This is a genomic window from Massilia genomosp. 1, assembly GCF_011682185.1.
GTDB lineage: Bacteria > Pseudomonadota > Gammaproteobacteria > Burkholderiales > Burkholderiaceae_D > Telluria_A > Telluria_A rubra.
Map to the genome: position 1 here is coordinate 1 of NZ_WHJF01000140.1, position 14,288 is coordinate 14,288.

11 protein-coding genes are annotated in these 14,288 nt (G+C 64.5%); 9 read left to right on the top strand and 2 right to left on the bottom strand.

The genetic code is table 11. The features are described 5' to 3' along the window. Positions 1-503: 503 nt before the first annotated feature. Positions 504-1,010 carry a SixA phosphatase family protein gene (locus F1735_RS30250; RefSeq protein WP_167240381.1) on the bottom strand — a complete coding sequence of 169 codons (507 nt, stop codon included), beginning with the start codon at positions 1,008-1,010 and terminating at the stop codon, positions 504-506. A 162-nt stretch (positions 1,011-1,172) separates the two neighbouring features. Between F1735_RS30250 and F1735_RS30255 the strand changes: the two genes are divergently transcribed. The 9 genes from F1735_RS30255 (at position 1,173) to F1735_RS30295 (ending at position 12,796) form a co-directional block, all read left to right on the top strand. After that, a complete protein-coding gene (locus F1735_RS30255) occupies positions 1,173-1,820 on the top strand; it encodes an ANTAR domain-containing response regulator (protein WP_167240382.1) in 648 nt (215 codons plus the stop codon). Between the two features lie 30 nt (positions 1,821-1,850). Beyond that, on the top strand, positions 1,851-2,996 hold the full coding sequence (locus F1735_RS30260; protein ID WP_167240383.1) for a CmpA/NrtA family ABC transporter substrate-binding protein: 1,146 nt from the start codon (positions 1,851-1,853) through the stop codon (positions 2,994-2,996). Between the two features lie 268 nt (positions 2,997-3,264). Further along, complete coding sequence (locus F1735_RS30265; protein WP_167240384.1) at positions 3,265-4,584, top strand: MFS transporter; 1,320 nt, start codon at positions 3,265-3,267, stop codon at positions 4,582-4,584. Between the two features lie 11 nt (positions 4,585-4,595). Next, on the top strand, positions 4,596-7,127 hold the full coding sequence (nirB, locus tag F1735_RS30270; RefSeq protein WP_167240385.1) for a nitrite reductase large subunit NirB: 2,532 nt from the start codon (positions 4,596-4,598) through the stop codon (positions 7,125-7,127). 10 nt (positions 7,128-7,137) lie between these two features. Continuing rightward, positions 7,138-7,485, top strand: a complete 348-nt coding sequence (gene nirD / locus F1735_RS30275) for a nitrite reductase small subunit NirD (RefSeq protein WP_167240386.1) — start codon at positions 7,138-7,140, stop codon at positions 7,483-7,485. A gap of 14 nt (positions 7,486-7,499) precedes the next feature. After that, positions 7,500-8,747: an NAD(P)/FAD-dependent oxidoreductase gene (locus tag F1735_RS30280; RefSeq protein WP_222853116.1), complete on the top strand. Its 1,248-nt coding sequence runs from the start codon at positions 7,500-7,502 to the stop codon at positions 8,745-8,747. 13 nt (positions 8,748-8,760) lie between these two features. After that, on the top strand, positions 8,761-11,463 hold the full coding sequence (locus tag F1735_RS30285) for a nitrate reductase (RefSeq protein WP_167240388.1): 2,703 nt from the start codon (positions 8,761-8,763) through the stop codon (positions 11,461-11,463). 74 nt (positions 11,464-11,537) lie between these two features. Beyond that, the gene (locus F1735_RS30290) at positions 11,538-12,563 is read left to right on the top strand and encodes a DUF3667 domain-containing protein (protein ID WP_167240389.1); all 1,026 of its coding nucleotides are present in this window, start codon (positions 11,538-11,540) and stop codon (positions 12,561-12,563) included. Further along, positions 12,560-12,796 (top strand): hypothetical protein, encoded by a 237-nt coding sequence (locus tag F1735_RS30295; protein WP_167240390.1) that lies wholly within the window; start codon positions 12,560-12,562, stop codon positions 12,794-12,796. Before F1735_RS30290 ends, F1735_RS30295 begins: the two co-directional genes overlap by 4 nt. 341 nt (positions 12,797-13,137) lie before the next feature. Here the strand turns inward: F1735_RS30295 and F1735_RS30300 are convergent, their stop codons facing one another. After that, positions 13,138-13,332 (bottom strand): phosphoribulokinase, encoded by a 195-nt coding sequence (locus F1735_RS30300; protein WP_373888607.1) that lies wholly within the window; start codon positions 13,330-13,332, stop codon positions 13,138-13,140. Positions 13,333-14,288 lie beyond the last annotated feature (956 nt).

A 14,288-nucleotide genomic window follows, 5' to 3' on the forward strand; every position in this document is an offset into this window, starting at 1 on the left:
ATGTTTTAGCGCGAGGACATCGCGTCTTGGCCTGTGGAGAGTCGGCGCAGTCAGGCCGCTCGATGAAGCAGGAACCCACCGAAGCGACCCGTAGATCATCACGCGGCGCCGTAGGAATCCCCTTCCTTTAGGGAGGGGAGGATGTCAAGAAAACGGTCCTGAGCCAGTCGCCGAAGGAGGCGCCGGCTTATGTGACGGCGCATTAAGTCTTTGTTCGAGTCTTTTGGGGACCTCGAAAAACCTCCTGCGCGGCGTCATTTTCGCCCGGCGATGCTCACCGTACATTCGTACGGCTGCGCTTCTCGGACCAAACTGACGCCGCTCGCTACGGTTTTTCGAGGGCCCCTTTTGTCGATGGAAAAGGCTTCGAACGTCGTTGAAGCGCCGGAGGCTGGAACCGCTTGCCAGGATGCACGTGCAAACTTCCTACTTGGTTCCACCCCGGCGCTGCCAGCGGCGACCGAACAAAGACCGCATGCGCTGTTCGCTGTAGTCCTGTCCCCTCAATTCGGCACCGAATGCAGCAACACCGTCGTCACGCCGCCATCTTGATCGACGATCAACTGGTACAGCCGGTCGAATTCATCATCGCCGATATCGGCGCCCGGTTTTCCGCCAAACAAGCGCACCAGTTCCGGAACCGTATTCGAGTGGCCAACCACCAAGGCCGTCCCTCCCGCCGCCTTGACCTGCGCGACCAGCCTGGCGCCCTGCGCGGGGTCGTAGGTGCGCACCTCCAGTCCCAGGGCGCTGGCCAGCGGCTGCGCCGTCTGCCGCGTACGCTGCGCCGTACTGCTGTAAATATGGGTGATGCCGGTCGACCTGAGGATGGCGGCAATATTGCCGGCGCGGGCCTTGCCCTGGGCCGTCAACTCAGGATCTTTCTCGACTGCTCCCTTCTCGCCATGCCGGACCAGGTAGATGATGGACGGATCGGCCGCCGCCAGGCCGGGCGCCAGCAGGGCTGCGGCGAGGAGGACGCCGCCAAGGAGGGAAGAACAGATGCGCATACTCGGCTTTCGGAATGGTTGGATGCAGGAAGCGCAATGTAGCGCAGGCTGGCTGAAGGATGCAACTATTCCCGTCCGTTCCACCTCATTGGACCCCCTTTGCATGCTTGGCGCGCATCTTGCTTGTATGGTAAGTACATGGCCACACTCTCCAGCAAACAAATGTCCAGAACTCCCGCGCTCCCCCCTCGCACGCTGCGCATTGTCGTCGTCAACACCATCGTGCCGGACGGTGGCGAGCACGATGCCGCCCTGGCCGTCCAGGTCATGCGCGGCAATGCGCTGCGCATCGGCCTGCTCGAATCGGGCTACGACATCGTCGCTTCGCTGCCCGCCGATATCTACCTTCCAGAAAGGATTGCCCAACTACAGCCCGACATGATCATCATCGACGCCGAATCGGACGCGCGCGACGTGCTCGAGCATATCGTCATCGCCACCCGCGACGAGCGCCGCCCGATCGTGCTGTTTACCGAGGACGCCACCACCACCAGCATGGACGCGGCCATGGCGGCTGGTGTGTCGGCCTACATCGTGGCCGGCTTGCAGTCCGAGCGCATCAAACCGGTGCTGAACGTGGCGCTGGCGCGTTTCCGCCAGGAGCAGAAACTGCTGGCCGAGCTCAGCGAGACGCGCCACAAGCTGGCCGAACGCAAGGTGATCGACCGCGCCAAGGGCATCTTGATGACGCATCACCGGCTGACCGAGGACCAGGCCTACCAGAAGCTGCGCAGCATGGCGATGAACAAGAATCTGAAGCTGGCGGAGATCGCCCAGCGCATCCTCGATGTCGAGGATCTGCTCGGTTGAATCGGTGCCGGCGGGAACACAAGGAGTGGTATGGCAGTGATAAACAGTAATCAATTGCGCACGGTCAGGATCGGCTTCATGCCCTTGACCGATTGCGCGTCGCTGGTCATGGCGACCGAGTGCGGCTTCGACCGCCAGTACGGCATCAGGATCGTCCTCAGCCGCGAGACTTCCTGGGCCAATCTGCGCGACAAGCTTGGCTCGGGCGCGCTCGACGCCGCCCACGTGCTGTATGGCCTGATGTACGGCGTGCAGCTGGGCATCGGCTGTCAGCGGCAGGCGATGGCGGTGCTCATGAACCTGAGCCGCAATGGCCAGGCGGTGACCTTGTCGCGCGCGCTGGCGGAGCAGGGCGCGCTCGATGGGCCGAGCCTGGCGCAGCACATGCGGGATTGTCCCCGCAGCACCACGTTCGCCCACACTTTTCCGACTGGTAACCACGCGATGCTGCTGTATTACTGGCTGGCGGCGCACGGCATCGACCCGCTGCGCCAGGCGCGCGCGCTGACGGTGCCGCCGGCCCAGATGGTGGGCAGCTTGCGGGCGGGCATGATCGACGGTTTCTGCGCGGGCGAACCGTGGGGCCAGCGCGCCATCGACGAGGGCGTGGGCGTGACGGCGGTGAGCAGCCAGCAAATCTGGCCCGATCATCCGGGCAAGGTGCTGGGGACCACGGCGGCGTTTGCCGCGAGCGAACCGGCTACCTGCCGCGCCATGATCGCGGCCCTGCTCGACGCCAGCCGCTGGATCGAGGCTTCCCAGGCCAACAAGGAGCACACGGCCACGGTGCTGGCCGGAACGGCGTACCTGAACACGGGCAGGCAAGCCATTGCGGCGCGCCTCTTTGGGCAGTACGACAATGGCGCCGGCGCGCGCTGGACGGATGCGCGGGCGCTGCGTTTTCATGGCGACGGCGAGGTCAATTTTCCGTATCTGTCGGACGGGATGTGGTTCATGACCCAGCAGCGCAGGTGGGGTTTGCTCAGGGAAGATCCGGATTACCTGGGCCAGGCCCGGGCGGTCAACCGGATCGACTTGTACACAGGCGCGGCCGAGATGACCGGGACCCAGTTACCGGCATCGAGCATGCGCAGTTCGACCCTCATCGACGGCGTGCGCTGGGATGGCGGCGATCCGCGCGGCTATGCCGGGTCGTTTCCGATTCTTGATCAATGAGGCAGGGACGCACGCATGCACGCATCATTTTCGGGCATTGTTGCACCGCAATGTAGCGTCCGCTTGAATTCTCCCCTCGCACCCGTCCATCCCACCCCTGAGCCACGCTGGCACGGCGTTTGCTAATCAATACCTATCGGATCAATGGCGATCCCCTGAACAACTTGCGCTGATCTAACGACGGATCGGCAGGACAACGGCGTCCGTCCAACCTGGTGTTGACAACCGGGTCTGGTCGGACGCCTTTTTGTTTTTAACGGGATAAAACATGGCCACCAAAGCAAACACCATCGCTCTCTTTAGTATGAGCACACCGCAGATGCGCGCCTTCCACCTGACCTGGATGGCCTTCTTCGTCTGCTTCTTCGCCTGGTTCGCCTGCGCGCCGCTGATGCCCATTATCAAAGGCGAATTCGGCCTGACCCTGGCCCAGGTTGCCAACATCAACATCGCCGCCGTCGCCATCACCATCCTGGTCCGCCTGGTCGTCGGCCCCATGTGCGACCGCTTCGGACCGCGCAAGGCCTACACAGGCCTGCTGCTGCTCGGCGCCATCCCCGTCCTTGGCGTGGCTGCCTCGCAAAGCTACGAAAGCTTCCTGTTCTTCCGCCTCGGCATCGGCGCCGTAGGCGCCAGCTTCGTCATCACCCAGTACCACACCTCGGTCATGTTCGCCCCCAACGTCGTCGGCACCGCCAACGCGGCCGCCGCCGGCTGGGGCAACGCCGGCGGCGGCGCGGCCCAGGCGCTGATGCCCCTGCTGGTCGGCGCGCTGCTGATGCTCGGCGTAAGCGAAGCCCTCGGCTGGAGGGTGGCCCTCCTGGTCCCCGGCGTGCTGATGGTCGTCATGGCCGGCTTGTACTGGACATTCACCCAGGACTGCCCGCAAGGTAACTACGACGCCATGCGCGCCGCCGGCATCCCTGTCGAGGGTGGTAGCAAGGGCGCTGCCCGAGCGGGGGGCTGGGAGAGCTTCAAGGCCGCCAGCGCCAATCACCGCGTGTGGCTGCTGTTCGTCACCTACGGCGCCTGCTTCGGTATCGAGATCTTCATCCACAACATCGCCGCCGTCTACTACGTCGACCACTTCAAACTGAGCCTGAAACAAGCCGGCATGGCCGCCGGCAGCTTCGGCCTGCTGGCGCTGTTCGCCCGTGCGCTGGGCGGCTGGGTATCGGACAAGCTGGCCATGCGCGGCACCATCAACAGCCGCGTCACCTTGCTGTTCGTGCTGATGATCGGCGAAGGCGCGGGCCTGCTGTGGTTCGCCAAGGCCGACGGCGTCGCCTTCGCGGTGATCGCCATGCTGGTCTTCGGCCTGTTCACCCACATGGCTTGCGGCGCCACCTACGCGCTGGTGCCTTTCATCGACAGCAAGGCATTGGGCGGCGTGGCCGGCATCATCGGCGCCGGCGGCAACGTGGGCGCGGTCGCTGCGGGCTTTCTGATGAAAGGCACCGGCAATATAGCCCAAACCCTCACCATCCTCAGCGGCCTGGTGCTGCTGTCGGCGCTGTGCGCCATCGCGGTCCGGCTCAGCGCCGCCGTGGACGACCGTCCGGTCGCCGTCAACAACGCAGTCGCTTAGGGAGAATTCGCATGAAGATCATCGTCATCGGCCACGGCATGGTAGGCCACAAATTTCTCGAGTCGCTAGGCAGCGCCGCCGCGTCGGGGCTGGAAGTGACGGTCCTGTGCGAGGAGCCGCGCGCCGCCTACGACCGCGTACACCTGTCCGAATTCTTTGCCGGTAAATCGGCCGACCAGCTGTCGCTGGTGCCGGCCGGCTTCTTCGAGGGCGGCAATATGCTGCTCAAGCTGAACGCAAAGGCCATCGCGGTCGACCGCGAAGCCAAAACCGTCACCGTCGGCAGCGGCGAAGTGCTGGCCTACGACAAACTGGTGTTCGCCACCGGTTCGACCCCGTTCGTGCCGCCGCTGGCCGGCAAGGACCGCAAGGACTGCTTCGTCTACCGCACCATCGAAGACCTGGAAGCGATGCTCGAATGCGGCAAGCGCTCCAAAACCGGCGTGGTGATCGGCGGCGGCCTGCTTGGCCTGGAATGCGCCAAGGCCCTGCGCGACATGCAGCTGCAAACCCACGTGGTGGAATTCGCCCCGCGCCTGATGGCGGTGCAGGTCGACGATGGCGGCGCGCGCGTGCTGCGCGCCAAGATCGAAGACCTGGGCGTGACCGTCCACACGCAAAAGAACACGCTCGAGATCATCGACGGCGAAGACGGCACCCACCGCATGAACTTTGCCGACGGCAGCCATCTGGATACCGACATGATCGTCTTCTCGGCCGGCATCCGCCCGCGCGACGACCTGGCGCGCCTGTGCGGGCTGGCGATCGGCCCGCGCGGCGGCATCGCCATCGACAACAGCTGCCTCACGTCCGACCCGGACGTCTACGCCATCGGCGAATGCGCACTGTGGAACGGGCAGCTGTTCGGCCTGGTGGCGCCGGGCTACGACATGGCGCGCGTCGCCGCGCGTCACTTGCAAGGCGAAGCGGCAGCGTTTACCGGCGCCGACATGAGCACCAAGCTCAAACTGATGGGCGTGGACGTGGCCAGCATTGGCGATCCGCACGCGGCCAGCCCGGGCAGCCGCTCGTACCAGTTCACCGACGAGCGCAAACAGGTCTACAAGAAAATCGTGGTGTCGGACTGCGGCAAATTCCTGCTCGGCGGCGTGATGGTGGGCGACGCCAGCGAGTACGGCACCCTGCTGCAAATGATGTTGAACAAGATCGAGCTGCCCGAGTCGCCCGAATTCCTGATCCTGCCGCAAAGCGACGGCAAGGCACGCCCCGGCCTGGGCGTGGACGCGCTGCCCGATACGGCCCAGATCTGCTCCTGCAACGATGTATCGAAAGGCGACCTGTGCGCCGCCGTGTGCGGCGGCGCCACCACCATCGGCGCGCTCAAAAGCTGCACCAAGGCCGGTTCCACCTGCGGCGGCTGCGTGGCGCTGGTCACGCAAGTGATGAAGGCCGAGATGAAGAAGCAGGGCATGGCCGTCAACAACCACGTCTGCGAACACTTCCCGTACTCGCGCCAGGAAATCTACCACCTGGTCAAGGTCGGCAACATCACGTCTTTCGAAGACCTGCTGGCGCAGCACGGCACGGGACGCGGTTGCGATGTCTGCAAGCCGGTGGCCGCCAACGTGCTGGCCTCGACCTGGAACGACTTCGTGCTCAAACCCGAACACGCCAGCCTGCAGGATTCGAACGACTACTTCCTCGGTAACATCCAGAAGGACGGCACCTATTCGGTGGTGCCGCGCATGCCGGGCGGGGAAGTGACGGCCGATGGCTTGATCGCGGTCGGCATGGTCGCCAAAAAATATGGCCTGTACACCAAGATCACCGGCGGCCAGCGGGTCGACCTGTTCGGCGCGCGCGTCGAGCAGTTGCCGTTTATCTGGGAAGAGCTGATCGAGGCCGGTTTTGAGTCGGGCCATGCCTACGGCAAGTCGCTGCGCACCGTCAAGTCGTGCGTCGGTTCCACCTGGTGCCGCTACGGCGTGGCCGACAGCGTCGGATTCGCCATCGAACTGGAAAACCGCTACAAAGGCTTGCGCACGCCGCACAAGATCAAGTTCGGCGTTTCCGGCTGCACCCGCGAATGCGCCGAAGCGCAGGGCAAGGACGTGGGCCTGATCGCCACCGAAAAAGGCTGGAACCTGTACGTGTGCGGCAACGGCGGCATGAAGCCGCGCCATGCGGAGCTCATCGCCTCGGACCTGGACCAGGAAACCGTGGTGCGCTACATCGACCGCTTCCTGATGTTTTATGTCCGCACCGCCGACCGCCTGCAACGCACCAGCGTCTGGCGCGACAACCTCGAAGGCGGCCTCGATTACCTCAAATCGGTGATCATCGACGACAAGCTGCACCTGGCCGCCGAACTCGAAGCGGACATGCAGCACGTGGTCGACACCTACGCCTGCGAGTGGAAGAACGCCGTCAACGATCCGGCCACGCGCCAGCGCTTCCGCCATTTCGTCAACAGCGACCAGGCCGACCAGAACGTGGTCTTCATGCCTGAACGCGGCCAGATTCGCCCGGCCACGATCGAAGAACGCAAGCGCGTCATCCCCCTCATCGTCAAAACCGCCTAAGGAGACGCTCATGCACCGCGATATCGAACTGACCAACTGGACCGCCGTCTGCTCGCTCGACGAGATCGTCCCCAACACCGGCGTGTGCGCACTGCTGAACGGCGAACAGGTCGCCGTGTTCCATGTGCTTGACGCCGAAGAACGCGTCTTCGCCATCGGGAACTATGATCCGAACAGCGGCGTGTCGGTACTCTCGCGCGGCCTGGTGGGCAGCCTGGGCGAACGCATCGTGGTCGCCTCGCCGATCTATAAACAGCACTTCGACCTGTGTACCGGCGAATGCCTGGAAGCGCCGGAACACTCGGTGCCGAGCTACCGCGCGCGGGTCGAAGACGGCAAGGTGTGGGTCTGCGCATGAATGGGAGCAAGAGCATGGCCTTAGAATCTGCGCCCGTCGCCAGGCAATCGCTGGTCGTGATCGGTAACGGCATGGCCGGCATGCGCACGGTCGAGGAAATGCTCAAGCTGGCGCCGGAGCTGTACGACATCACGGTGTTCGGCGCCGAGCCGCATGGCAATTACAACCGCATCCTGCTCTCGCCGCTGCTGGCCGGCGAAAAGAACATCGACGACATCATGCTGCACACGCGTGAATGGTATGCCGCCAACGGCATCACCCTGCACGCGGGCGACCCGGTGGTGCATATCGACCGCCGCAAGCGCATGGTACGTTCGCAGTCGGGGCGCGAAGTCTGGTACGACCGGCTGCTGCTGGCGACCGGCTCCAAGCCCTTCATCGTGCCGGTGCCGGGCCATAAATTGGCGGGCGTGATCGGATTTCGCGACATCCAGGATGTCGATACCATGCTGGAAGCGGCCCGCAGCGGCGGCCACGCGGTCGTCATTGGCGGCGGCCTGCTTGGGCTGGAGGCGGCCAACGGCCTGCTGCGGCGCGGCATGCAGGTCACCGTGGTGCATATGATGGACAGCCTGATGAACCAGCAGCTCGACAAGCCGGCCGCGCTGCTCCTGAAAACCGCGCTCGAACTCAAAGGCCTGCGCTTCCTGCTCGAAGCGCACACCAGCGAGATCGTGGGCAGTGTGGACAATGCGCGCGTAAAAGCCGTGCGCTTCAAGGACGGCAGCGAGATTCCGGCCGACCTGGTCGTCATGGCCGCCGGCGTGCGCCCGAACATCGAACTGGCCAAGGCGGCCGGCCTGCACTGCGAGCGCGCCATCGTCGTCGACGACACCTTGCAGACCTACGATCCGCGCATCTACGCCGTGGGCGAATGCGTGCAGCACCGCAGCGCCACCTTCGGGCTGGTAGCACCGATCTGGGACCAGGCCAAGGTCTGCGGCGCGCACCTGGCGCGCAACGGCCACCGGCGCTACGTCCAGCAAGCCACGCCGACCAAGCTGAAAGTGACCGGCGTCGACCTGTATTCGGTCGGCGACTTTATCGGCGGCGAGGGCAGCGAAGACCTGGTGCTGCGCGACCCGCGCCGTGGCATCTACAAACGCCTGGTGTTGGCCGGTAACCGCATCGCGGGCGCGGTCCTGTACGGCGACGTGCAGGACGGCCCGTGGTACTTCGGCCTGATCCAGAACCGCACCGACATATCGGCCATGCGCAGCCGCCTGCTGTTCGGCGAAGCCCTGTGCGCCCAAGCCGCCTGACACGGAGCCCGACTTGAACTTATCCCCCATATCTCTTGCGGTGCGCAGCACCTGTCCCTACTGCGGCGTGGGCTGCGGCGTCACCGCCACGCCCTTGCCCGACGGCGCCATCGCCATCGCGGGCGACGCCAGCCATCCCGCCAATCGCGGCCGCCTGTGCGTGAAGGGCGCGGCGCTCGGCGAAACCATCGGCCTCGAAGGCCGCCTGCTGCATCCGGCCGTGCGCGAGGACGGCGCGCTGCGCCAGGTGTCGTGGGATGAAGCCCTGGAGCGCGTCGCCGGCGGCCTGCGCGCCATCATCGACCAACACGGGCCGGATGCGGTGGCGCTGTATGTCTCGGGCCAGCTGCTGACCGAAGACTATTACGTCGCCAACAAGCTGATGAAAGGGTACATCGGCAGCGCCAACATCGACACCAACTCGCGCCTGTGCATGTCGTCCGCCGTGGCCGGCCACAAGCGCGCCTTCGGGGCCGACCTGGTGCCGGGCTGCTACGAAGACTTCGACCTGGCCGACATGGTGGTGCTGGTCGGCTCGAACACGGCGTGGTGCCACCCGATCCTGTTCCAGCGCATCGCGCGCCTGAAGGATGCGCGCCCCGAAGTGCGGATCGTCGTCATCGACCCGCGCCGCACCGCCACCTGCGAACTGGCCGACCTGCACCTGCCGGTCAAACCCGGCACCGACGTGTGGCTGTTCAACGGCTTGTTGAGCTATCTGGCGAAAAGCGGCGTCCAGGACACGGCGTTCATCGAAGCGCACACCAACGGCCTGGAACAGGCGCTGGACGCGGCGCATGTCGATTGCGCCGATCCGCTGGCGGTGGCGCGCCACTGCCGCGTCGAGCCAAGCGACCTGATGGCTTTCTACGGCGGCTTTGCGGCGACCACGAAAGTGATCACGGCCTTCTCGCAAGGGGTAAACCAGTCGTCGGCGGGCACCGACAAAGTCAACAGCATCATCAACTGCCACCTGCTCACCGGCCGCATCGGCCAGCCGGGCATGGGGCCGTTTTCGATCACCGGCCAGCCGAACGCCATGGGTGGGCGCGAAGTGGGCGGTTTGGCCAACATGCTGGCCGCGCACATGGACCTGGACAATCCGCAACACCGCGACACGGTGCAAACCTTCTGGTCGTCGCCGCGCATTGCGGACAAGGGTGGCTTGAAGGCGGTCGACCTGTTCAAGGCGATCGAGGCGGGTACGGTCAAGGCGGTGTGGGTCATCGCCACCAATCCGATGGTGAGCATGCCGGATGCGAACCAGGTCCAGCGCGCGCTGGAAAAGTGCGAGCTGGTGGTGGTGTCCGACATTATCGCCAACACCGACACGAATGCGTTTGCCGATGTGCTGCTGCCGGCGCTGGGCTGGGGCGAGAAAGATGGCACGGTGACCAATTCGGAGCGCCTGATTTCGCGCCAGCGCGCCTTCTTGCCGGCGCCCGGCGAGGCGCGCGCCGACTGGCGTATGTTGGCCGACGTGGCGCGGCGCATGGGGTTTGATGGTTTTGATTTCGCCAGTTCGCATGCGGTCTTCGACGAACACGCGCGTTTGAGCGTCTTCCGGAACGACGGTGCGCGGATGTTCAACCTGGCGGGCCTGTGCGGCCTGCCGGCGCCGGACTACGACAAGCTCGAACCGGTGCAGTGGCCGGTGCGGCGCGGCGCCGACGGCGCCCTGGAAGGCAGCGCGCGCCTGTTCGCCGACCGCCGTTTCGCCCATGCCGACGGCAAGGCGCGCTTCATCGCCACGGCGCCGCGCGCGCCGGTCAACGCGGTCGATCCCGAGTATCCGCTGGTGCTCAACACCGGGCGCGTGCGCGATCAGTGGCACACCATGAGCCGCACCGGCCGCGCGCCGCGCCTGGCCGACCATACGGCCGAAGCCTTCATCGACATGCACCCGCAAGACGCGCTGCTGTACGGCGTGCGTGAAGGCGAGCTGGCACGCGTGTCGAGCCAGTGGGGTGCGATGGTGGCGCGCGTGCAGCACGGCGGCGGCATCGCACGCGGATCGGTGTTCGTGCCGATTCACTGGAACGGCCAGAGCGCGTCCGACGCGCGCGTGGGTACCGTGGTCAATCCGGCGGTCGATCCGGTCTCGGGCGAGCCGGAATTCAAGCACACGCCGGTGCAGGTGGAGCGCTTCGGCGTGGCGTGGCACGCCTTTGTCTTGAGCCGCAGCGAGCTGGCGCTGGACCAGGTTGCGCACTGGACGCGGGTGCAGGGTCGTGGTTTTGCGCGCTACGAGATGGCCGGGCGCGGCCAGTTGCGCGAGCGCGCCGCCTGGGCGCGCGCGCTGCTCGGCGTGAGCATGGATGCCGACTGGCTCGATTACGAAGACGCCAGCGACGGCGTGTATCGCGCCGTGCATGTGGTGGGCGAGCGCATCGAACAGTGCATCTTCCTCTCGCCGCGCACCGACCTGCCGGCGCGCGCCTGGCTGGCCAGCCTGTTCGCCAGCGATTCGCTCACCCAGCTCGACCGCGCCGGGCTGCTGGCCGGGCAGGCGCTCGGCACGCGGCTCGATACCGGGCCGACTGTGTGTTCCTGCTTCGGCGTCGGGCGTAACACGATCTGCGCGGCGATCGTCGCGCGCGACCTCAAAACGGTGCCGGAAGTGACGGCTTGCGTGAAAGCGGGCGGCAATTGCGGCTCCTGCGTGCCGGAGATCAAAGTGCTGTTAATGCAGACGAGGGCGCGCGAAACTGCCTGAAAATGTTGCCTGTGATTGTGATGCGAATGATATTATTGCCCGCATTAAACAATCTTACCTGCGGGAACACAGCGATGGCGATGGAACTGGAAGCGGCAGGCGCCTTGAGCGTGGCGGAAGCGGGCGCGCACGGCGGACATGGACATGGACATGCGTGTACCTGCGCCAACTGCGGCGCTGCGCTGACAGGCCCGTTTTGCCATCTGTGCGGGCAGCATGCGCATGTGCACAAGTCCTTGCTGCACCTGGGCGAAGAGGTGCTGCACGGCATTTTGCACTTCGACGCCAAGGGCTGGCGCACGATCCCCATGCTGGTCGCCAGGCCCGGCGAGCTGACGCGGCGCTACATCGACGGCCAGCGTACCCGCTTCGTGTCGCCGCTGGCCTTGTTTTTGTTCCTGGTGTTTTTCCTGTTTTTTGTGGCATCGCTCAGCAGCGGAACGACGCGCGTGACTATGTCCGACCCGGCAGCGCGGGCCGAAGCGCGTGCCGAGTTCGTACAGGAAGTGGCGCAGGCAAAGGCGGCGCTGCGCGCTGCCGAGGGCGCTGGGCAGGCCGACGCCAAAGCCGAGCTGGCCGGCGCCGAGATGGCGCTGGCGCTTTTCGACAAAACCGGCGCTGACGGTAGCGAACGTCGCTGGTTTACGTCGAATGAGTTCAACATGAACACCCGATGGCCGGCGCTCGACGCCGCCGTCAAGCATGCGGCCGAGAATCCGGCGTTGACGATCTACAAGCTCAAAAGCAGTGGCGCCAAGTTTTCATTTTTGCTGGTGCCGATCTCGCTGCCCTTTTTATGGCTGCTGTTCTTCTGGCGGCGCGGCGTGACGATGTACGACCACGCGGTGTTTTCGCTGTATTCGCTGTCGTTCATGGCGCTCATGTTCGCGCTGGTCTTTGCGATCGGGGCGGCCGGTATGGGCGTCGTGGCGGGCGCCGTGGTGCTGTTGGCGCCGCCGGTCCACATGTTCCTGCAACTGCGCGGCGCTTACGCACTCAGCACTGGCGAGGCCTTGTGGCGCACCGTGGCGCTGTTGTGCATGGCGGGCGTGGTCTTCCTGCTCTACATGGCCTTGGTTCTGCTGTTGAGCGTCGCATGAAGGCTGCCGTCATGGCATGGACCGGCTGCCTGATGAGCATCGCCGGTGTGCTGATCGTGCTGCTGACGTTCGACCGCCCCGGATGGGCATGGCCAGCGGGCGGCGCGGCATTGGTGCTGCTTGGCTTGCTGTTGATCTACCGCTCCCGGCGCCGCCGGCGTAGCGACGACGACTCCGACGACTGCGGCCTGGGCATTGCCGACGATGTCGCCGATGTCATGGACGGGGATTAGCAGCCGGGTGCTGCGGGCCCCGGTCGTGCAATGCCCCGCCAGCGTGCTTAGAGTCTATCCCGGTAGGCTGGAGTGGCAGTTGGCGCGCCTGGTAGATGGGGGAGGCGTTGGTCGTCGTTGCATGGCTAGCTGTAGTGACCTGCAATCGAAAACGGTATGACCTGCATTCAGCGGCATTTTCGACCAGAGATAACTGCGTCCAGCGCCCACCTGAAACCAGAGATAACTAAGAATAAACCTGCATTCAGCCGTGTCGACCTGCGTTTCATCGGCGTGAACCGGGAAAAACTGCGACTGATCGGGCAGTGCTGGTCGGCTACAGCGCTCGCCCGCATTGTCCGTTAGATCGGCAAGCCCGCAGCGAGCATGCGCTCGCGGATCTCGGCCGTGCGCTTCGGTTCGAGCTGGTTGCTGAACATCGCGCGAATCTCGGCGGCCTTGGCGTCGAACTGCTCGGGCATGTCCTTGAGCCGGTAGCGGTGGTGCGCCAGCGTCGGCTCAAGATCGTCGAGCTGGCGCGACAGCACCGTCTCCACCAATTCCGCCGTGACCGGTGTCGTTTTCAGAAGGCGACTGCACGAATGTCAGGAGTCGGCTGCATCGACCGAGGTGAGCCTTTTGCGCATCCGCATAATTGATTGACGGGTCGTGACGTAATCGCTTGGCCACCGACTCGCCCAATGCGAGACGGCCCATGGTATCGGCCTACTGCATCCTTTCCAGTCTGGTTTTGACTGGTGACACGATCATGCCTTGTTACAGATCAACAATAAGCGAACTGATCCGTATTACCGTAGCCATACGACAAGTTTGTTAGAGTTAGATGATGGATGTGGATCGCTTCTCCCATTTCGTGGTGTCGTGGTGCGAACCACCGACTACCTCCACACGCCATGAGTCCTCTGACACGGGATTAGTCAACCAAACGCGCCGCGAGGCGCTACAGAGCAAGGTGAGGCCCCGCCTTGCTGAGAGCTGCCCCGTGGGCGCTGGGGCACACAGCATCGCGGCGGACGAAGCGACGTTACGAGATCCTTCAATGACGCTGCGGGGCTGCAGGCGACACCAAGGCGAAAATGCTCACGGTATGCAAGTGACGCTGAGAACATGAGCGGCTGCACCATAGCGTCACTTCCTGATGCCCAAATGCGTAGGTGCATTGACGTCTGCGGTACTTCTTAACGCCCGGCGGTGATTTCGGGGCATTAACCTTCCAGTCAGTAAAGTTCCCAGTTTCCCCCTGTGATGAACCATAGATCTTCTTTCCAGAAAGTAAAAATGAAAAAACATTCCCTTTCCCTCCTGCTCGCTACCCTCTTTCTCACCGCCACTAGCTCGCTGGCAGCGGCATCATTAATGGCCAGCAACCGTAAGCGGTAGCTGAGCGGCGTTGTAGATCAGCCGTTAAATCTGTGCAGGTCCGAGCGTAGCGGATTGTCGGCGCAATGCTGTTTCCACAGTCGCGGTGTCAGCTGCTCGACCTTCGAGGCGG